Here is a 20,268-nt window from a genome sequence, read left to right on the forward strand (position 1 = left end):
AGACGGCGGGCACGTTCTTCTTACTCAGGTGAGCAACCTTGGTCGACTCGATTATGTTTTACCGAACTTTATTGACACCCGGTTGGTGAATTAATAGAGTTCTGTAGAGCCAGGTTCGGGGCCGACATATTAGAACTGAATGGTGTCAGGTGTCGGATTGTCCGCCGGGGAAGCTGGTTTCGGCGCATTTTGCGAGGGATGATGAATACTATTTCTGATGCCGCGCTGAATGGCGCGGACTCACCCGGCCGCGGTGAATCGTTCGCCACCCTGCTCGGGCAGTGGGCCGGACAGTTCGGCGCGGAGACCGCGATGACCTTCCTGGACTACCGCACCGGGGCGGACGCGCGCGCCGTCTCCCTCAGCTGGCGTGAACTCGACGACCGGGTGAGCGCGGTCGCCCTGCGGGCCGGTGAGCTGGCCACCGCCGGCCAGCGTGCCGCGATCGTGGCCGAGCAGTCCCTCGACTACGCGGTGGCGTTCCTCGGCGCGATCAGGGCCGGGCTGACCGCGGTACCGCTGTTTTCCCCGGCGCTGCCGGGGCACACCGGGAAACTGGCCGCGGTGCTCGCGGACTGCGCCCCCCGACTGGTGCTCACCACCACCGGGCAGCTCGACGGGGTACGCGATCTGCTGGCGGAGAACGAGGGTGCGCTTCCCGGGACACTGGCGGTGGACACCCTCGAGCCGGTGCGCGGGGACCGCTCGTGGCACCGGCCGCATCCCGACGAACCGGCCTACCTGCAGTACACCTCCGGTTCCACCAGGACGCCGGCCGGGGTGGTGCTGACCCACCGCAACGTGCTCGCCAACGCCGGGCAGGCCTGCCGCGCCTATGGTGCCGAAACCGGGTGCACCACCACGGTCAGCTGGCTTCCGCTCTACCACGACATGGGCCTGATCCTGGGCATCGGTGCCCCGATGGTGGGCGGGCTCGCCTCGGTGCTGATGGACCCGCTGGCCTTCCTGGAGCAGCCGGGCCGCTGGCTGCGCGCACTGTCCGCGAACCAGGGCGCGATCAGCGCCGCGCCCAACTTCGCCTACGCCTACAGCGCTTCCCGGGTCTCCGAGCGGGAGAAGAACCTGCTCGAGCTGAGCCGGGTGGTCTCGCTGATCAACGGCAGCGAGAACGTGCTGCCCAGTACCATCGCCAAGTTCCAGGACGCGTTCGCCGAATGCGGGCTCCGCCCCGAGGTGCACCGCGCGTCCTACGGGCTCGCGGAGGCGACCGTGCTGGTGTCGGTCACCGAAACGGGCAAGCCGCCGCGTCAGGTCACCTTCGATCGGGACCGGCTGGCGGCCGGCGCCGCGGTGCCCGCCGACGGGGACCGTTCGACCACACTGGTCTCCTGCGGGCGCCCTGCCGGGCAGTGGCTGTGCATTGTGGACACCGACGGTCGTCCGCTGCCGGCGGGCGCGGTCGGCGAGATCTGGGTGAGCGGCCCGAACGTCGGCGAGGGTTACTGGCGGGCGCCGGAGGCTTCGGCCAGCACGTTCGGGCGGACACTTGCCGGTCCGCTGGCGGACGCCGGCAGCATCCGGGAAGGGGACGGGGACGAGCGCGGCTGGCTGGCCACCGGGGACCTCGGGACGATCTTCGAAGGCGAGCTCTACCTGACCGGGCGGCTCAAGGACCTGATCATCGTGGACGGCCGCAACCACTACCCCCAGGACGTGGAGCAGACGGTGGAGGCGCATCCGGCGGTACGGCCGCATTCGGCGGGCGCGTTCGCGATCTCGAACGGGGAAGGCGAGGCCGCGGTCGTGGTATTCGAGCGGGCGAAGGATCTCGCCGCGGACGCCGACCTGGCCGGTATCGCGGCGGCGCTCCGCGCCGAGGTGTCCACCCGGCACGGGCTGAAGCTGCACGACGTGATCTTCATGCCGCCGGGCGGTGTCCCGCGCACGTCCAGCGGGAAGATAAGCCGGGCGCTGTGCCGGGCCCGTTACCAGGACGGCGAATTCGCGCACCGGCGGCTCGCGTGAGCGCCCCGGAGCAGGACGCCGCGGAACTGCGCTCCTGGTTGGTCCGGCGGGTCGCCGGGCTGCTCGGGGTGCCGGAGCGGGAGGTGGATCCGGCAAGGCCGCTGCAGGAGTCCGGGCTGTCCTCGCGCGACGCGATGGGCCTGACCGGTGAGCTGGGCGGGCTGCTCGGCAGGGCACTGCCGGCGACGCTGGTGTGGCAGCACCCGACCATCGGCGCGCTGGTCGCCGCGCTCTCCGAGCAGCCCGGCGCGCACTCGGTCCACAGTGGACACGGCGGACACGGCAGGCACAGTGGACAGAGCGGGCCGGCGTTGCGGCCACCGGACGCGGAGCCGGGGGAGCCGGTGGCGGTGGTGGGCATCGGCTGCCGGCTGCCCGGCGAGGTGGACTCGCCCTCGGCGTTCTGGCGGCTGTTGGCGGACGGTGACGACGGCATCGGCACCGTGCCCGACGGCCGATGGGAGTCCTTCGCCCCGGCCGCGGACCTGGCCGGGCTGCCCGTGCACGGCGGTTTCCTCGCCGACGCCACCGGGTTCGACGCCGAGTTCTTCGGCATCACCCCGCGGGAAGCGGCCGCGATGGACCCGCAGCAGCGCATGCTGCTGGAGGTGTCGTGGGCGGCGCTGGAACACGCCGGCATCCCACCGGGATCGTTGCGCGGCACCAGAACCGGCGTGTTCGTCGGGCTGTCCGCCACCGAGTACGGCTACCTCACCATGACCGACCTGTCCTCGATCGACGCCTGGTCCGGCACCGGGGCGGCGGCCAGCGTCATCGCGAACCGGCTGTCCTACCTGCTGGACCTGCGCGGCCCCAGCCTGGCCGTGGACACCGCCTGCTCCTCTTCGCTGGTGGCCGTGCACCAGGCGGTGCAGAGCCTGCAGCGCGGGGAGAGCTCGACCGCGCTGGTCGCCGGGGTGAACCTGTTGCTGTCCCCGGGTATCACCACGAACTTCCACCGCGCCGGGGTGCTCGCCGCGGACGGCCGCTGCAAGGCGTTCGACGCCGCCGCCGACGGGATCGTCCGCGGTGAGGGCTGCGGGGTCGTGGTGCTGAAGACGCTGAAGCAGGCACGTCGCAGCGGTGACCGGGTGCTCGCGGTGATCCGCGGCAGCGCGGTCAACTCCGACGGCAGGTCGAACGGGCTGATGGCGCCCAACCCCGAGGCACAGGCCATGCTGCTGCGCGACGCCTATTCGGTCGCCGGGGTGGACCCGTCCGCGGTGGACTACGTGGAGGCGCACGGCACCGGCACCCTGCTCGGCGACCCGATCGAGGCCGGTGCGCTCGGCGAGGTGCTCGGCGCCTCCCGCGACAATGGCCGTCCGCTGCTGATCGGTTCGGTGAAGAGCAACCTCGGCCATCTCGAAGGCGCGGCCGGTATCGCCGGGCTGATCAAGGTGGTGCTGTCGCTGGTGCATCGGCGGCTGCCGCCGAGCCTGCACTTCACCTCGCCGAACCCGCATATCGACTTCGACGCGCTCGCCCTGCGCGTGGTCGCCGAGGGCACCGGCTGGCCGCGGTACTCCGGCATGGCCGTGGCCGGGGTGTCCGCCTTCGGGTTCGGCGGCACCAACGCGCACGTGGTGCTCGAAGAGTGGCCCGCGGCCGCCCCGGCCCGACGGGAAACCGGCGACGGACCCCGGATCTTCGCACTGAGCGCGCGGTCCGCGGACGGGCTCGCCGCACGCGCGACCGCGCTGGCCGGGTGGGCGGAGTCCGCCGACGCGGAGGCCGTTTCGCTGGACGCGGTGGCGGACACCCTGGCCCGCCGCCGCGAGCACCTGCCGGTGCGGGCCGCGGTGCTCGCCGAGGACCGGGCCGGACTCGCCGAACGACTGCGGGAACTGGGCCGCGGACATGGCGGGCCGGGGATCGTCACCGGAGAAGCCCACGACACCAAGGAGAACGCTGGGGGTCCGGTGTTCGTGTTCTCGGGCTACGGATCGCAGTGGGCCGGTATGGGACGCGAACTGCTGGCGGGCGAACCCGCCTTCGCGGCCGGAGTGGACGCGCTCGACCCGGTGTTCCGCGCGGAGGCCGGGTTCTCCCTGCGGTCCGCGCTGGCCGGCGAGCTGGAGCCGCCGGACCTGGCCGCCACCCAGCTCGTGCTGTTCGGCATGCAGGTCGCGCTGGCCGGGCTGTGGCGTGCGCACGGGGTCGAACCCGCGGCCGTGCTCGGTCACTCGATGGGCGAGGTGGCCGCCGCGGTGACCGCGGGGGCGCTGGACGTGGCGGCCGGGCTGCGGGTGATGACGACCCGTGCACGGCTGCTCGCCGGGATCGACGCCTCCGGTACCGGCGCGATGGCCGTGGTGGAGCTGTCCCAGGCCGAGCTCGCCGAGCTGGAGGACGACTTCCCGGACATCACAGTGGCGGTGTACGCGTCGCCGAGCCAGTGCACGGTCAGCGGCGACGCCGACCAGGTCACCGCGCTGGTCGGGCACGTGGAGAACCTCGGCAGGCTGGCCAAGCTGCTGCCGGTCGGCGGTGCCGGGCATTCGCCGGCGGTGGACGCGGTGCTCGGCCGGTTCCGCGAAGAGCTGGCCGACCTGGCCCCGGCGGAACCAGTGATTCCCTGCTACACCAGCGTTCTCGACGACCCGCGGGAACGGCCGTCGTTCGATGTCGGCTACTGGGCGGCCAACCTGCGCCGTCCGGTGCGGTTCACCCAGGCACTGGCCGCCGCGCTGGGCGACGGGCACCGCACCTTCATCGAGATCTCCCCGCACCCGGTCGCGGTGGCCGCCATCGAGCAGACCGCGGGTGGGGACGCGGTCGTGCTGCCGAGCTCCAGCCGGAAGCACGGGGACCGGTTCACCTTCCTGGCCGGCCTGGCCAAGCTGCACGTGCTCGGTCACCCCGGGGTGCTGGCGGCCGTCCCGGCCGGACGGTCGCTCGTCGAGCTGCCCGCGCCCCCGTGGCGGCACCGGTCGTTCTGGCCGTCCCGCCCTGCCGGCGCCGGCTCGCGCGGCGGCGGGCATCCGCTGCTGGGCGCGCATGTCGAACTGCCGGAGGGCGACCGGCACGTGTGGCGCGGGGAGGTCGGCACCGAACGGCACCCGTGGCTTGCCGACCACGCCGCGATGGGCGTGCCCCTGTTCCCCGCCACCGGCTACCTCGAGCTGGCGCTGGCCGCGGCCAGCGCGGTGCTGCCTGCCGGCGATGGGCAGCTCCGGGTCGCGGACCTGGAGCTGCATCGGGTGCTTCCGCTGTCGGCCGGCACCGAGGTGACGACTTCGTTGTCCCTCAAGACGTCCCTCAACAGAAACACCGAAGACACGGTCGGCACGGTGAGCGTGCACGCGAAGTCCGATCGCGGGAAGTGGGCCTGCCACGCCACCGCCGAGATCCGGACCGGGCACCGGGAACTGTCCCCGTTCGGCGAGGTCGCCGAGCAGGCGCCGGGGGCCCGCGTGTTCGATCTCTACGGCGCGCTGGACGCGATGGGGCAGAGTTACGGGCCCGCCTTCCGCGGCCTGCGCGGGGTGGTGGCGGTGCCGGGCCGGGCGTCGGCTTCGATCGCGCTTCCCCCGCAGGCCCGTGCGGATTCCGGTTACGCACTGCATCCCGCGCTGGCCGACGCCTGCCTGCACGCGCTGGCCGCGGCGGCCGGTGAGGAGCTCGAGCAGGGCGCCGGGGTCTACCTGCCGCTGGCGCTGGGCGAGGTGACCGTGCACGGCGATCCCGGCCTCGGGGTGCGGGTGGACGCGGTGCTCGACTCGGTCGGCGAATCGCGGGCCGACCTGCTCGGTGCGGTGCAGCTGGTCGACGCCGACGGCGCGGTGCTGGTCGAGTTCGGCCAGGTCTACGCCCGCCGGTTCCAGCGTTCGGCCTTGCCGGTTCCGTTGGCGGACAAGGTTTTCGAGGCTCGCTGGGAACGGGCGGGCCAGTTCGGCGAGCCGGCTGACACCGGTGACCGCGGCTGGCTGGTGCTTTCCGACGCGGCCGGTCCGCGGGTGGAAGCGTTGCGGGCCGAGCTGACCGGCGTCGGTGAGGTGCACACCGCCGGCGTCACCGACCGGGCGGCGCTGGCCGAACTGCTGCGTTCCCGGCGCTCGGTCACCGATGTCGTGCTGATGGCCGGTGCTGACGAGGTGCGCACTGCGGGGTTCGCGGCACCGGAACAGGTCGAGCGGCTGGTGCTGGCCGTCGCCGGGGTGGTCGCGGAGCTGGCCGAGCTGGTCGACCCGCCCCGGTTGTGGCTGGCCTGCTCCGGCGACGGTGGCGGGCTCGGCTGTCTGCGCGGGCTGGTCCGAGTACTCGCCTTCGAGCACCCGGAGCTGCGGGCGAGCCTGGTCGACTTCGGCGAGGACCTCGCGCGGCTGCGCGACGAACTGCTGGCCGGCTCGCCGGAGGACGAGGTGGCCTGGCGTGACGGCGTTCGTCACGTGCGGCGGCTGGCGCATCCCGGTGTGGCGGAACCGGGCCGGGACTTCGCCGTCCGCGCCGGTGCGTACCTGATCACCGGCGGCCTCGGCGGGCTCGGCCTGGTCGCGGCCCGCTGGCTGGCCGAGCGGGGAGCGAGCCGGCTCGTGCTCTCCGGCCGCCGTGGCGCCGGGCCGGACACCGAACCCGCTTTGGCCGCACTGCGCGAGCTCGGGGCCGAGGTGGCGGTGGTGGCCGGCGATATCGCCGAGCCGGGCACCGCCGAGCGGCTGGTCTCCGTCGCCACCGCGGGCGGCCTGCCGCTGCGCGGGGTGCTGCACGCGGCCGGGGTACTGGCCGACGGGGCGGCGATCTCGCTGGCCGAGGACGCGCTCGCGGCGGTGTGGCGGCCCAAGGCGCTGGGCGCGTGGCGGCTGCACGAGGCCACCGCCGGGCACGAGCTCGACTGGTGGCTGGTCTACTCCTCGGCGGCCGCGCTCTTCGGGTCGCCAGGCCAGGCGGCCTACGCCACCGCGAACGCCTGGGTGGACGAGCTGGTGACCTGGCGGCGGGCCAACGGGTTGCCGGGCACGACGATCCAGTGGGGTGCCTGGGGCGAGGCGGGTGCGGCGGCCGGTTCGGCGAACCCGGTGCTCGACCCGCTCGGCTCGGCCGAAGCGCTGGAGGCGCTGGAGGTGGTGCTCGGCCAGGACCGGGTGGCCACCGGGGTGGCCAGGCTGGACAGCCGGACCGTGCTGGCCCTGTTCCCGCAGCTGGCCGCCAGGCCGTTCTTCGAGCTGCTCACCCCGGCGGGCGAGCCGGCGGCGGTGCCGGAGACGGTCGCGGACCAGGACTGGGCCGGCATGGCGGCACTGCGCGCCGGCGACCCGGCCGAAGCACGCGCCGGTCTCGCCGAACGGCTCGCCGCCATCGTGGCCGGACTGATGGGCTTCTCCCCGGACCAGGTCGACCGGCACCGCCCGCTGACCGAACTCGGCCTGGACTCCCTGCTCGCGATGCGCGCGCGGAGCGCGGTGGAACGGGACTTCGGCCTGCCGCTGCCGGTGCCCCTGCTGCTCCGCGGTGCCAGCCTGGCCGACGTCGCCGGGCACCTTGCCGACCAGGCCGGGTTCGCCGCCGGGCCGCCGGAAGACGACCGGCCCGCGGTGATCGGCCCGCGGGACCCCGCCGAGCGCTGGGTGGCCAGGAAGTGGCAGGAGGTGCTCGACGGGGACGAGGGGAACGGCCTGCCTGGAGTGCACGACGACTTCTTCGCGGCCGGTGGCGATCCCGCGCGGGCGGACCGTCTCCGCGCGGCGTTCGCCGGGGAGCTCGGCGCGGTGCCCGAAGCCGAGGCGCTGTTCGCGGTACCGACCATCGCGGTGATGGCCGACCTGCTGCGCGCGGAGATCGAGGGACATCGCCAGGCCGGTGCCGGCCCGGTCCGCGTGCTGCGCGAGGGCGGCACCGACCCGGTGTTCCTGTTCCACCCCGCGGGCGGGCCGACCAGCGTCTACCAGGAGCTGGTCCGACGGCTCGGCGGCGGCCGGCCGGTGTACGGCTTCGAACGACTGGACACAGTGGACACCGTGGAGGAGAAGGCGGCGCACTACGCCGAGCTGGTCCGGCAGCTTCAGCCGGCCGGCCCGTACCGGCTGGGCGGCTGGTCCTTCGGCGGCTGCCTCGCCTACGAGACGGCGCGGCAGCTGACCGCGGCGGGCGAGCGGGTGGACCTGGTGTTCATGATCGACTCGATCCTGCCGCTGGCGGCCGGGGAGCGCTCGCCGGAACAGCTGCTGCTGGACCGGTTCGGCCGGTTCGCCGAGCACATCGAGCAGACCTACGGCATCAAGCTCGACCTGCCGGCGGGGGAGCTGGCCAGGCTGCCCGAGCACGACCAGATCAAGCTGGTCATCGACCACCTGGCCGAGGTGCCCGGGATGGGCCAGGCGGTGCTGCACCACCAGTACACCTCGTACCTGGACGCGCGGGTGGCCGAGCGGTACCAGCCGGAGCCCTACGACGGCCACGTGCTGCTCTTCCGCGCGCAGGACCCGCATCCGCTGACCACCTCGCTGGACCCGCGGTACCTGCGCACGGACGACGCGCTCGGCTGGGACGAGCACTGCGCCCGGCTGGAGATCGTCCGGGTGCCCGGCGACCACCTCTCCATGATCGACCCGCCGAACGTGTCGGTGATCGCGGACGCGCTCGACCCGGCGCTGATGCCGGAGAAGGAGGCGAGCAGACATGACCGGTGACCAGATCCCACCGCCCGCCGGCACGGCAGGCCGGATCTCCGACCTCGCCGCCCGCCGGGACGAGGTGGAGCGCATCGCGGAGAAGCACGCGGTGGACCGGCAGCATGCCAAGGGCAAGCTGACCGCCCGCGAGCGGATCGAGCTGCTGGTCGACCCTGGGTCCTTTGTGGAGCTTGACCAGTTCACCCGGCACCGCTGCGCGGAGTTCGGGATGGACGCCAGCAGGCCGTACGGGGACGGGGTCGTCACCGGGCACGCCACCGTCGACGGCCGCCAGATCTGCCTGTTCTCCCAGGACTTCAGCGTGTTCGGCGGCAGCATGGGGGAGGTCTTCGGCGAGAAGGTGCTCAAGGTGATGGACCTGGCGATGTCCATCGGCTGCCCGATCGTCGGCATCAACGACTCCGGCGGCGCGCGCATCCAGGAGGGCGTGGTCTCGCTCGCTTACTACGCGGAACTGGGGCGCCGCAACGCACACGCGTCCGGGGTGATCCCGCAGATCTCGATGATCATGGGCCCGTGCGCCGGCGGGGCGGTGTACTCGCCCGCCATCACCGACTTCACCGTGATGGTCGACGAGACCTCGCACATGTTCGTCACCGGTCCGGACGTGGTGCGCGCGGTGACCGGGGAGCGGGTCACCGCCGGCGACCTCGGCGGGCCGGCCACCAGCAGCGAGGTCTCCGGCAACGCCCACCACCGCGCGGTGGACGAGCACGACGCGATCGACTGGGTGCAGACGCTGCTGGGCTACCTGCCGTCGAACAACCTGGACCCGGCACCGGAGTTCGGCCACGAGGCCGGTGCCGGCCTCACCGCGGCCGACCTCGAGCTGGACCGGCTGATCCCCGATTCGGGCCACCAGACCTACGACATGGCCGAGGTGATCGCGCGGATCGTCGACGACGGCGAGTTCACCGAGATCCACGGCGCCTTCGCGCCCAACATGATCTGCGCCTTCGCCAGGATCGAAGGCCGCAGCGTCGGGATCGTCGCGAACCAGCCGCGGCACCAGGCCGGGGTGATCGACATCGACGCCTCGGAAAAGGCGGCGCGGTTCGTCCGGTTCTGCGACGCCTTCAACATCCCGCTGCTCACCCTGGCCGACGTGCCCGGCTACCTGCCCGGTCTCGAACAGGAGCGGGCCGGGATCATCCGCCGCGGCGCGAAGCTGATCTACGCCTACTCCGAGGCCACCGTGCCCAAGGTGACCGTGGTGACCAGGAAGGCGTACGGCGGTGGCTACGCGGTGATGGGCTCGAAGCACCTCGGCGCCGACTTCAACCTGGCCTGGCCCACCGCGGAGATCGCGGTGATGGGTGCCGAGGGCGCGGTCCGCGTGCTGCACCGGCGTGAGCTGGCCGCGCTGCCGGAGGCCGAACGCAGCGCGGCCGAGAGCCGACTGACCGAGGAATACCGGCAGCGGCACGCCAGCCCGTACCTCGCGGCCGAGCGCGGGTACGTGGACCTGGTCATCCGGCCGGCGCAGACCCGGCTCGAGGTCGCGCGGGCGCTGCGGACCCTGCGGACCAAGCGACAGACCCTGCCCGCCAAGAAACACGGGAACATCCCGCTCTAGCCCGGAATGTCCTGGCGCTCGTCCCCGACTGGAGGTTTCGGTATGGAGGAGCCCACCGTCCTGTCGTGGGAGGCAGGTGCGGCGGTCGTCCCCCCGCGGCTCGTCCCGGACCAGCAGGACGAGGAGCAGTTGCGGCTCGCCTGCCGGCTCCGGGACTGCCGGGAGAGGCTTGGCCTGCCGCAGCGGGTGGCGGCCCAGTGCCTCGGCATCCCCCGTTCGGCCATCTCCGGCATCGAATCGGGCGCCCGCAAGGTGGAGAGCCTCGAGCTGAAGGCGCTCGCCGCGCTCTACCACCGCCCGGTCGGCTACTTCCTGGACGAGTTCCCCGACGAGGCGGCCCCGGAGGCACCGGGCCTGCGGGTACTCACCGTCGCCTACCTCGGCCTCGGCCACGCGGACCGGGAGCGCCTGACCGACTACGCCGAACTGCTGGTGACCGCCCGCGAACGGCGCCGGATACTGTCCACAAAGGACGCCTGAGTCACGAGGGTGCCGGCTGGGTGACCGGCTTCGGGGTCCGGGTGCGGCGCTTGCCGCGCTCGAGCCACCATTGCGCGACCAGCAGCGGGAGCACCCAGCCGGTCCAGGTGGTCAGGCCGGAGACCGCGACGATGTACGCCTGCTCGTTGCCGCCGAAGGTGGTGTCCAGTTGCGGAGCGAGCGCGATCGCCCATACCACGGCCCAGATCCGGTTCGAGATGATCGACATGGTCAGCGCGAAACTGCGGATCATCCACTTGCGGTGCTCGCCGAACCTGCGGGCGCGGGCCATCCGGAACCCGGTGATGGTGAAGGTCAGCCACAGCAGGGCGAGCATCGTGTTGCTCACCGCCGCCACCGGCCCGAACGGGCTGGCCACGGCCACCGCCAGGCCGGCCACGCCGGAGGGCAGCACCCCGGCGAGCACGTAGACCCGCCCGATCCGGCGGTGCGCCACCGGGTACTTCTGCCGGAACCACGGCCAGATCTGCAGCACGCTGCTCACCATCGCCACCGTCGCGAAGCCGACGTGCGCCACCAGCATCGGGTAGTACCAGCCGAGTCCCGGTGGCGGTGGCACCCGCGAGGCGCGCACGTCCAGCCCGAGGTACGGCGGCAGGGAGAAGGCCAGGAATGCGAGCACGACGAACGCCAGCGGCACCATCCAGGGGCGCCGCCACCACGGGGTGCCCTTCGGTGCTCGCCGGTCGCCCCCGGCCGGTTCCGTGCTCGGTGTGCCTGTCGTGCTGGTGGTCCGCACGGTCATCTTCGCCCCCTGCTGTGCGTGATACGGCGTACGCATGAAAGGTATTCCAGGCTGGGGCGGCCGCCAAGGTGGCGAGGAGAATATGGGGGATTAACCCTGAAAACGCACTAGGGCGGCGATGGTTGTCCGGCTACGTCTTGGCAAGCGTACTAGTGCGCTAGTACGGTGGGGAGATGACCGGTGAGAAGGCGCCGTACCTGCGCATCGCGGAGGACATCCAGCGGCAGATCATCTCCGGCGAGCTGCGCGTTGGCGAGCGGGTGCCGTCCACCCGGCGGCTGGTGCGGGAGCGGGGGGTCGCGATGGCCACCGCCAGCAAGGCGCTGGCCGTGCTTCGCCAGCAGGGGTGGGTGCGGGCGGTGCCGGGCAGCGGGACCGTGGTGAACGAGCACGCCAGGCCGCGGGTGCCCTCGGGTCCGGAGCAAGTACCCGAGAAGGCGCCCGAGACGACACTGAACCGCGGCCGCGTGGTGCGGGCGGCGATCGCGCTCGCCGACTCCGAGGGCAGGGCGGCGTTGTCCATGCGCCGGCTCGCGGCCGAGCTCGGGGTCGGGGTGATGTCGCTGTATCGCCATGTGCCCGACAAGGACGAGTTGCTCCGGCTGATGGCGGACGCCGCGTTCGGCCAGGAGGAGCTGCCCGAGCCAGGCCCGGCGGGCTGGCGCGCGAAACTGGAGCTGTCCGCCCGGCTGCAGTGGCGTGCCTACCGGCGGCACCCGTGGCTCGCGCCGATCATGCTCAACTCGCTGGTCCGCCCGCCGGTGGTGGCCAGCGGGCTGCGGGTGGTGGACTGGGCGCTGCGCGCACTGGACGGGTCCGGTTTGGACGGTCGCACCAGGCTGTACACGGCCGTTTCGCTGCACGGCTATGTCGGCGGGATCGCGGCGAGCAGGGCGTTCGAGGTGGAGAGCGAACAGGACTCCGGGATCACCGCGACGCAGCGCCAGGCGGCGGATCGCGAGCTGCTGACCGGGCTGATCGAGTCCGGACGTTTCCCGGCCCTGTCCGGTGTCTCCGGCGCCGACGCACCCGACCTGGACGAGCTGTTCGAGTTCGGCCTGCAGCGCCAGCTCGACGGGATCGCGGCACTGCTCGCTTCGCGGCGCTGACAGCGGGAAAGGCGCGCACTTTTCCTTCTTTCGTGTTTGTCCTCTGGCGGTTTTTGTCGGGGTTCGGCGGTATTATGGAGGTACATTCGAAACTACGGGGGTTCGCATGTTGTATGTTGATTTCAGTATGTTACCGCCGGATTGGTTGTCGTCGATGAATAAGGTGTCGATTGAGCAGCTCGATGTGTCGCAGGCGGTGGGTGTGGTGATCTCGGCTCGGCGGGCGATCTGTCGCATGCAGGCGGTGCAGGCCCGCGCGATCGCGCAGGTCAGCCGGGCCCGCGGTGGTGCACCGTGGGTCGCGGACGAACTGGCGCCGGAACTGCGGTTGTCCCGTGAAACGACCGCGACCCGGGTGGCCTTGGCGAAGGCGCTGGTGTCCCGGATGCCGTGTCTCTTGGCCGCGATGACCGAGGGCGAGTTGGATATCGAGAAAGCGCGCCAGGCGTTTGATGGCGTGGCGGTATTGTCGGATGAATTGGCCCGTCAAGCCGATGAGATTCTGTCGGCGCGGATCGGCGAGAAGAATCCCAGCAACTGGCGGAAAACGGTCACTCGCGTGGTCGCCAGTCTCGATCCGGAAGGGCAGCAGGCACGGGCGGAGGCTCGGCGCAAGCAGCGGCGGGTCGAGTTGCACCACGAGCCCGACGCGATGGCCTCACTGTGGGCCTACCTCCCGGTCGAAATCGCGACCGCCGTGTACGCCCGCATCGACATGCTCGCCCGGAAGCTCCGCGGTGGCGATGAAACCCGCACCATGGATCAACTTCGGGCCGATGTGCTGGCGGAGTTGCTCCTCGGCAAAGGCTGGGAGGGCTTGGCGGCCCAGGTGTTCATCCATATCCCGCTCGACACCGCGCTGGGTATCCGCGACGACGGCTGCGAGCTGGTCGGCCACGGCCCCATCCCCGGCGACCTCGGTCGCCAACTCATGAACCAACCCAACTCGGTGTGGCGGAAGGTATTGACCGACCCAGTATCGGGCACTGTCCGCGATATCGGCCGCAAGAGGTACCGCCCACCGGCCGACCTCGCCGAGTTGGTTCGGGTGCGGGATCGCACCTGCCGTGCCCCGGGCTGTAATCGCCCCGCGCAACGCTGCGATGCCGACCACTGCACCGCGTGGTCGGACAACGGGGACACCTGCGAGCACAACCTGTGCTGCCTGTGCCGCCACCACCACGGCTTGAAAGACGAGCCCGGCTGGACCTTCGAGTTCGACCCAAGAACGGCCGATTTAACGGTCACCACCCCCACCGGCCGCACCTACTCGACCAGACCAGAGCCGCTGATCGATCCGCCGCCACCACCGAAGATCACCAACGGGCCACCACCCTTCTAGCCATCCGAGTCCTGGGTGAGTGGTCGCCTTGCAGGCGACGCGCGGCACTAAGCCCACCAGCCCGCGCCCAGCCTGGGTAGCCACTTCCGTCGTGGTGGTCCCGCCGCTGTTCGAGCCGCCACCCTTCTAGCTCCTCCGGAAGCGCCCGACAGGAGATCACATCAGCCCGACCAGCCACAACGACACACCTGACAAAGCACGACTAGCCGGGAGACCCGGTCTGCCAGGCGGTCGGGCGGACGACCTGGCGTGCCGAAGGCGGGGTGAGCGTGCTCGTGCCGACGATCCGCCCGGCGTTGTTGATGGCGACCGCGTCGCTGTCGGTGGCGGGCTGGCACGGGCCGAGCTCGGTCAGCCCGCCGTCGCGCCACAGCACGGCTCGCGGCGGCCGGCCAGGTCCCCGATCGGTGCCGGCGACGTCGCCGCCTTCGTTCACCGCGGTAGGGGAGGTGGCCGTGCTGAGCGTGGGCAGGTCGACGATGGCGCCGTCGTGCCAGCGGAACGGGCGTACCTCGCCGGCCGGGGTGCGGCTGCTTCCTACCACGTCGCCGTGCTCGTTGAGCGCCCGCGGCCCGGCCGCGACGGTGCTCGTGCCGGAACCGGCGGCGGCCAGCACCGTGACCTGGTCGCCGGTCCACAGCACGGCCACGTCTCCGGCCGGGGTCCGCAGGGTGCCGGCGATCTGGCCGGCGTCGTTGATCGCGCTGACCGCGACCCCGGTGACGGTGTGCCCTGCCGGGTTCGGCAGCGGCATGCAGCCGGTCACGTCGCAGCGCGCGGCGAAGGCGCCTTCGGAGCCGGGGCCCGCTTCGACTCCGGTCGCGACCTGACCGTTCTCGTTGAGCGCGTTGCCGGTGGTGAAACCGCCGTCGAGGCCGGGGGACCGGATCTCGGTCAGCGTTCCCGCGCGCCACAGCGCGAGCCGGTACCTGTCCTGGCCGGCGCCTTCGGTGCGCACCAGCACATCACCGCGGCTGTTGACCGCGTCGCCGGCGCCGAACCGGCCGGGGGCCAGTTCGACCGCGGTGCCGTCCGGCTGCCAGAGCCGAGCGCTCGCCGGTTTCCCTTGCGGCTGCACGAATCCGGCCACCTGACCGCGGTTGCTCACGGCCACCGGAACGGCGTCCTCGCCGAGATCGATGAGCTGCCCCGAGTCCCACACCACGCCGTGCGTGCCGCTGCGGCCGATCACCCTGCCGTCCTCGGCGACGGCGGTCACCGTCCCGCTTTCGTGACCGGGCAGGGTGCCGAGATCCGCGGGATCACCGGCCGGCGCCGTGGCCCCGGCCGGCGCGACGATACCCGCCACGGCCGCGAGCACGCCGCATGCCAGGACTGTTCCCCTGCTCCGCCTCGCCATGGCCGCGATTATGCTGCGCGGTATGGAAGGCTGGCAAGTAAGCGAATGGCGGGCATGGCGAAAATTGTCATCCGGGTACGGGTAGCCGTCTTGAGTTTCTTTCTTCGCGTATTCGAAATGTGCGTCCCGGCAGCCGGCACGGCGAATTCGGCCTGACCGGTCAGCTCCGCCCGCGGCCGGTCTTCCGTGTCTTCCGTGCCGGGCTGGCGATCCGGGTCGCCACCGCGAAGCCCGCGCCGAGCAGCACCGCGGCCCCGGCCAGCCACGGCCACAGCGGCACCGGGTCCGCCTCCGGTGGCGGCGCGGCGACGGGTGCCCGTGCCGGCGCCGGTGCGGCGACCCCCGATCCTGGCGTGCCGAGGGTGAACGGCACCGTGCCCGAAACCGGATGCCCGTCCGCGGACACCACCCGGTAGCGGATCGTGTAGACCCCGGCCGGCCCCAGCGGTTTCAGCGGCGCGGTGAGCTTGTTGCCGCTGACCGCCGGCGGCCCGCCGGCCCAATCCGAGACACCGTCCGGGCCGGTGACGGCGAGCTCGGGGAACTGCTGTTCCAGCGGTTCGTTGAACTCCAGCACGGTTCGTGCCGGCGCGGTGGCGACCGTGGCGTCCTTGGCCGGGTCGCTGGACACCAGCCGGCTGTGCGCGAAAGCCGCCGGTGCGCCGAACAGCGCTGCGGCGGTGCTGAAGATCGTCACCGCCAGCACCGCCAGCACCGCCGCAGCGCGCCGGGCGGCAGGTCGCGGGCTGGAACTCTCGCCGGTTACGCCGCGTTGGTCGTCGCGCATGGATTCCTCTTTCCGAGCCGGGGTGGGCAGTCCGATGGCCGGCGACGATAGAGGTGCCATGGAGTCACGTGAAGAGCTCCGTGAAACGAACAGGTAAAGCAATTCTCACCGCGTCGGCGTGATCGCCCTTCCGGGGGTGCGGCGCGCGCGGCTGGGAACCGCTTGAAGTGGCTCGATTGTGTGCGGATGCTGCGATATTGCCGCGGTCTCACCGGGCGCGGGCGCTTTCGGCGAAGGTGACTTTACCTGTATTTCATCTGTGGATCACCCGCGGTAACACCCCGGCGGTTTTCTGTCCCGGTCGATGGCCGTTCTTTCTCGACGATCTGAGTATCTGTCGCATTCAATCCGCTATTCGTTACGCGGTCCGCAATTTCGGAGGAGGTCGGGGTAGTGGCTGCACGAGACTGGTCCCCGCGGCGTGAGCACCTGATCGCGGCGAGCCTGACCGGCGCGGTGGTGGTCGTGGTCGGCTACGCCTCGGGAATCGGTGTCCGGACCACGATCCCGGCCGGAGCCGAGGCCGAGGTCAGGGCCGCCGCCCCCGCCGTCCCGGGGGAGCCCGCGGTCCCGCTGCCCGCCGGCGCTCCGCCACCGGTAGGTCCGGTCCCGTCGCTGCCGGCGGCATCGGTCGGTGTACCGGACGTGGCCCTGCCGATGCCACCGATGCCATCGATGCCGGAGGTTCCGGCGATACCCGCGCCCGTGCCGCCGGTGACGGAGGTTCCGTCGACGGGCCCGCTGCCGCCGAACCCGTCCCCGCCCGGCGTCCCGCCCCCGCCCGGCCTGCCCATGCCGCCGGTGCCCGACTGCCAACCCGGTGTGGTGCAACCGGTGCTGGACCTCGCGGGCGGTCTGCCGCTGGTCGGCGACCTCGGCGTGACCGGGCCGTCGGGGTTGCTGGGCACCCTGCTGGGTTACTGCGCGCCGGCCGGGCCGGCACCGGCACCGGCGCCGGAGCACCCCGGTGGGCACGGCGAGACCACGGCCCGCCCGGCGGGGAGCTGACGCGATGGACCTGACTTCGGCCAAGGCGTGGTACGTGCTCGCCAGGTGCGTGGACTACGCCGGGATGACCTTCTTCGTCGGCGGGCTGTTCTTCCTGGCCGTGCTGTGGCCCGCCGGTGGCCGGCATCCAGGCGCCCGCCGGCTGCTGACCGCGGGCTGGGCGGCCGGTCTCCTCGGCACGGTGGCCGCGATCGGGTTCTACGGCGCGTGGAGCGCGCAGCGTCCGCCGGGCGACGCCTTCGACTGGGACCTGCTCAACCAGGTGCTCACCGTCCAATTCGGACGCGTGTGGTTCGTGAAGGCGCTGCTCTGGGTGCTCGCCGCGGTGGTGCTCACCGATCTGCTGCAGCGCGGCGCGGCGGCCGCCAGGTCCACCGCCTGGCGGGTCGGGGCCGGCGCGGTGTCGCTCGGGATGGTGCGCACCACGGGGCTGACCGGGCACTCCGCGGAGGGCAGTGAGCCGCTGGTGAGCCAGCTCGCGGACCTCGCGCACCTGGCCGGTGTCTGCGCCTGGATCGGCGGGCTCGGCATGCTGCTGTTCGGGGTGCTGACCCGGCGCGACCCGCACGAGCTCGCCGAGGTGGTGCCGCGCTATTCGAGGCTGGCGATGGTCTCGACCGCGGTGATCGCCGTTGCCGGCACGGTGCTCGCATTGCAGCGGCTCGGTTCGGTCGGCGAGCTGTTCGGCACCGACTACGGCCTCCTGCTGCTGCTGAAACTGGGCGTGCTCGCGGTCGTGCTGCTGATCGCGCAGCGCAGCCGGGCCTGGGTGGCCCGGCGGCTCGACTTCGCCGTCGTCCTGCGCGGCGACGCCGGCGTCGTGCGCCCCTTCGTCTTTTCCGTCGCCGCCGAGACCACCTTGGTGATCGTGGTGCTCCTCGCGGCGAGCTTCCTCGTCACGGCCAGTCCCGGCCAGTGAACGGTCAAAGTGAAAGGAACCCTTTGATGGACACGCCCCCTACCGCTCCCCGCGCCACCGACGCGCCACCACCGGCGCGGCCCCGGCGGCGCTGGCCGATCGCGGTCGCGATCGCGGCGCTCGCCGTCGCGATGCTCAGCCTGACCGCATTGCGCAACACCGAGGCGCCGCCCGCGGCGACCGGTCAGTCCACCGGGGTGGATCTGGCGGCGCTGTCCGCGCAGAGCCCGCTGGCGGTGCCGCTCTACGACCAGCTCGCTCAGGGCGGTGCGGCACCGGCGGCCGCCGCGGCGACGGCGATCGAGATCATGGACTACAAGTTCTCGCCGGCCACCGTCACCGTGGCGGTCGGGGACACGGTGACCTGGACCAACCACGACACGGCCCCGCACAACGTGGTGGTCACCGACGGGCCGGAGAAGTTCACCTCGCCGACCCTGCAGCAGGGCGGCACCTTCAGCTACACCTTCACCAAGTCCGGGACCTACTCCTACTACTGCGCCATCCACCCGGACATGAAGGCGGCCGTGACGGTGGGCGGTTCCGGCACCCCGCCAACCTCCGAGCCCAGCACGCCGCCGAGCTCCGACCCGAGCAGCCCGCCGTCCTCCTCCTCGCACTCGATGCCCACCCCGGCCCCGCCGGGCGACGGCGACTGCGTGGTCAAGGGCGTGCTCCAGCCGGTCATCGACCACATCAAGGCCGCGCACCTGGAGACCTCACCCGGTCAGCAGGTGCAGGACATCCTCAACCTGGACCAGTACATCAAGACGCACACGGTCTGGCTGGAGAACGTGCTCGCCCCGGTGTTCAACGGCTCGGTGGACAAGGTGGTCGTGGACACGCTGAAGCCGATCATCGACCACATCAAGAGCGCGCACCTGGAGGTCTCGCTCGGTCAGCAGGTGCAGGACATTCTCAACCTGGACCAGTACATCAAGACGCACACGGTCTGGCTGGAGAACGTGCTCACCCCGCTTATCAACCAGGCGACCTGCTAGCCGATTTCCGTTGCACGGCCACGCGTGGGCCCGCCCAGCCCACGCGTGGCCACCCCATCCCCGCACCATCCCTGCGCCGCTGGAGTTCCCGTGCCGATCGAAACCGAAACCCCGCGCCTGCGCGGCGTGGACCCGCCCCTGTGGGATGGTCGCCCGCTGCTCGGCTCGTACCTGCTCCGCCGCGACCGGTGCGTGGTCGAGCTGTCCGTCCGGCCCTGGTTCCGCGCGAGGCTCACCGCGTTCAGCGGCAGCCTCGAGATCGGGTACGCCGCAGGGGAAAACGAGCTGACCGCCGAACTCGACACGTCCTCGTTGTGGACCAACGTGCCGCTGCTCGCCGGGAAGCTGGCCGGCCGCGCGCGGGAGTTCCCGGTGATCTCCTTCGCCGGCACCGAACCCGGGTTCGCCGGGGACGCACCGGAGATCACCGGCCGCGTCGAGTGCGGCGGCACGAGCAGGGAGTTGCGGCTGCACGGCGCGCCGTGGCGGGTGGAACGGGCGCGGATCATCGTGTGGGTGCGCGGGGTGCTGCCGCCGCCCCGGCAGCGGGCACGCGGAGCCGGGCCGGTGCTGGACGCGATCCTGCGGCGCCCGCTGCATGTCGAGGTCGCCGCGGAGTTCCTCCGATGAGGCGCGCGGCAGCGCTGGCACTGGCCGCGCTGATCGTGTTCGCGAGTGCGTCGCTCGGGCCGGCTCCCGCGGTCGCCGCCACCCAGCAGGTGATGATGCAGGACTACGCGTACTCGCCGGCTGCCCTGACCATCCGCGCCGGCGACACCGTCACCTGGATGCAGCACGACTCCGCCCCGCACGACGTGGTCACCACCAGCGCCCCGGTCGCGTTCCGCAGCCCGCAGCTTTCCGCGGGGCAGAGCTGGAGCTACACCTTCCGCACCCCGGGCAGCTACTCCTACTACTGCTCGGTGCATCCCAGCATGCGCGCCCAGATCATCGTGCAGCCCGCGGCCGCACCTCCGCAGCAGCCATCCCGGCAGCCCGCGCCGGTCCCGCCGGCCGCGCCGAAAGCGCCGGCGGCCGGCTCGACCAAGGCACCCGCGGTTCCCTCCGCCGTGCCGTCGAGCCCGGCCGCGTCACCGGCACCGGCGGACGCCGTGTCCACCCAGATGCCCGCGCAGGCCGCCGTCGAGCCGCCGGCCGCCGTGCCGGCCATGCCCGCGGTCGCGCCACAGGCCGCACCGGCACCGGTCACCTCACTCGATCCGATGCTGCTGGTCGCCGGCCTTGTCACCGCCGTCGCCATCGGCTGCCTGCTGCTGCTCGGCTCCCGGCGCGCCTGAACCG

General features: G+C 72.1%; 14 protein-coding genes. 11 read left to right on the forward strand and 3 right to left on the reverse strand.

The features are described from left to right. Positions 1 to 201: 201 nt before the first annotated feature. Genes AMYNI_RS0132065 through AMYNI_RS45765 form a run of 4 tightly spaced genes read left to right on the forward strand, consistent with a single transcriptional unit; the run spans position 202 to position 10,674 of the window. Positions 202 to 1,986 (forward strand): fatty acyl-AMP ligase, encoded by a 1,785-nt coding sequence (locus AMYNI_RS0132065; RefSeq protein ID WP_026361208.1) that lies wholly within the window; start codon positions 202 to 204, stop codon positions 1,984 to 1,986. Next, positions 1,983 to 8,615 (forward strand): type I polyketide synthase, encoded by a 6,633-nt coding sequence (locus tag AMYNI_RS45760; protein WP_020672196.1) that lies wholly within the window; start codon positions 1,983 to 1,985, stop codon positions 8,613 to 8,615. The genes AMYNI_RS0132065 and AMYNI_RS45760 overlap by 4 nt, the downstream gene beginning before the upstream one ends. Next, the gene (locus tag AMYNI_RS0132075) at positions 8,605 to 10,194 is read left to right on the forward strand and encodes an acyl-CoA carboxylase subunit beta (protein ID WP_020672197.1); all 1,590 of its coding nucleotides are present in this window, start codon (positions 8,605 to 8,607) and stop codon (positions 10,192 to 10,194) included. The genes AMYNI_RS45760 and AMYNI_RS0132075 overlap by 11 nt, the downstream gene beginning before the upstream one ends. Positions 10,195 to 10,236: 42 nt before the next feature. Next, complete coding sequence (locus AMYNI_RS45765; protein ID WP_020672198.1) at positions 10,237 to 10,674, forward strand: helix-turn-helix domain-containing protein; 438 nt, start codon at positions 10,237 to 10,239, stop codon at positions 10,672 to 10,674. A 1-nt stretch (position 10,675) separates the two neighbouring features. Here AMYNI_RS45765 and AMYNI_RS0132085 read toward each other — a convergent pair whose 3' ends face one another. Beyond that, entirely contained in the window at positions 10,676 to 11,338 is a 663-nt protein-coding gene (locus AMYNI_RS0132085; protein WP_020672199.1) for a DUF2306 domain-containing protein, read from the reverse strand. 275 nt (positions 11,339 to 11,613) lie between these two features. On the opposite strand from AMYNI_RS0132085, the gene AMYNI_RS0132090 reads away from it, so the two are divergent. Together AMYNI_RS0132090 and AMYNI_RS48480 are read left to right on the forward strand one after the other, a co-directional pair. Then, on the forward strand, positions 11,614 to 12,549 hold the full coding sequence (locus AMYNI_RS0132090) for a TetR/AcrR family transcriptional regulator C-terminal domain-containing protein (RefSeq protein WP_020672200.1): 936 nt from the start codon (positions 11,614 to 11,616) through the stop codon (positions 12,547 to 12,549). Between the two features lie 106 nt (positions 12,550 to 12,655). Further along, the gene (locus AMYNI_RS48480; protein ID WP_084628518.1) at positions 12,656 to 13,891 is read left to right on the forward strand and encodes an HNH endonuclease signature motif containing protein; all 1,236 of its coding nucleotides are present in this window, start codon (positions 12,656 to 12,658) and stop codon (positions 13,889 to 13,891) included. Between the two features lie 202 nt (positions 13,892 to 14,093). Here AMYNI_RS48480 and AMYNI_RS0132100 read toward each other — a convergent pair whose 3' ends face one another. Continuing rightward, positions 14,094 to 15,251 (reverse strand): hypothetical protein, encoded by a 1,158-nt coding sequence (locus tag AMYNI_RS0132100; RefSeq protein ID WP_084628519.1) that lies wholly within the window; start codon positions 15,249 to 15,251, stop codon positions 14,094 to 14,096. A gap of 160 nt (positions 15,252 to 15,411) precedes the next feature. After that, a complete protein-coding gene (locus AMYNI_RS45770; RefSeq protein WP_020672203.1) occupies positions 15,412 to 16,038 on the reverse strand; it encodes a copper resistance CopC family protein in 627 nt (208 codons plus the stop codon). Positions 16,039 to 16,431: 393 nt separating this feature from the next. On the opposite strand from AMYNI_RS45770, the gene AMYNI_RS49320 reads away from it, so the two are divergent. The 5 genes from AMYNI_RS49320 (at position 16,432) to AMYNI_RS0132130 (ending at position 20,264) form a co-directional block, all read left to right on the forward strand. Next, complete coding sequence (locus tag AMYNI_RS49320) at positions 16,432 to 17,046, forward strand: hypothetical protein (RefSeq protein ID WP_020672204.1); 615 nt, start codon at positions 16,432 to 16,434, stop codon at positions 17,044 to 17,046. A 4-nt stretch (positions 17,047 to 17,050) separates the two neighbouring features. After that, a complete protein-coding gene (locus tag AMYNI_RS0132115) occupies positions 17,051 to 17,965 on the forward strand; it encodes a copper resistance D family protein (protein WP_020672205.1) in 915 nt (304 codons plus the stop codon). A 26-nt stretch (positions 17,966 to 17,991) separates the two neighbouring features. After that, positions 17,992 to 18,966 (forward strand): cupredoxin domain-containing protein, encoded by a 975-nt coding sequence (locus AMYNI_RS0132120; RefSeq protein WP_020672206.1) that lies wholly within the window; start codon positions 17,992 to 17,994, stop codon positions 18,964 to 18,966. A 90-nt stretch (positions 18,967 to 19,056) separates the two neighbouring features. Beyond that, positions 19,057 to 19,596, forward strand: coding sequence for a YceI family protein (locus tag AMYNI_RS0132125; RefSeq protein WP_020672207.1), 540 nt, complete (start codon positions 19,057 to 19,059; stop codon positions 19,594 to 19,596). Next, on the forward strand, positions 19,593 to 20,264 hold the full coding sequence (locus tag AMYNI_RS0132130) for a cupredoxin domain-containing protein (protein WP_020672208.1): 672 nt from the start codon (positions 19,593 to 19,595) through the stop codon (positions 20,262 to 20,264). Before AMYNI_RS0132125 ends, AMYNI_RS0132130 begins: the two co-directional genes overlap by 4 nt. Positions 20,265 to 20,268: the final 4 nt, after the last annotated feature.

This window comes from Amycolatopsis nigrescens CSC17Ta-90, assembly GCF_000384315.1.
In the GTDB taxonomy this organism is placed as follows: Bacteria; Actinomycetota; Actinomycetes; order Mycobacteriales; family Pseudonocardiaceae; genus Amycolatopsis; species Amycolatopsis nigrescens.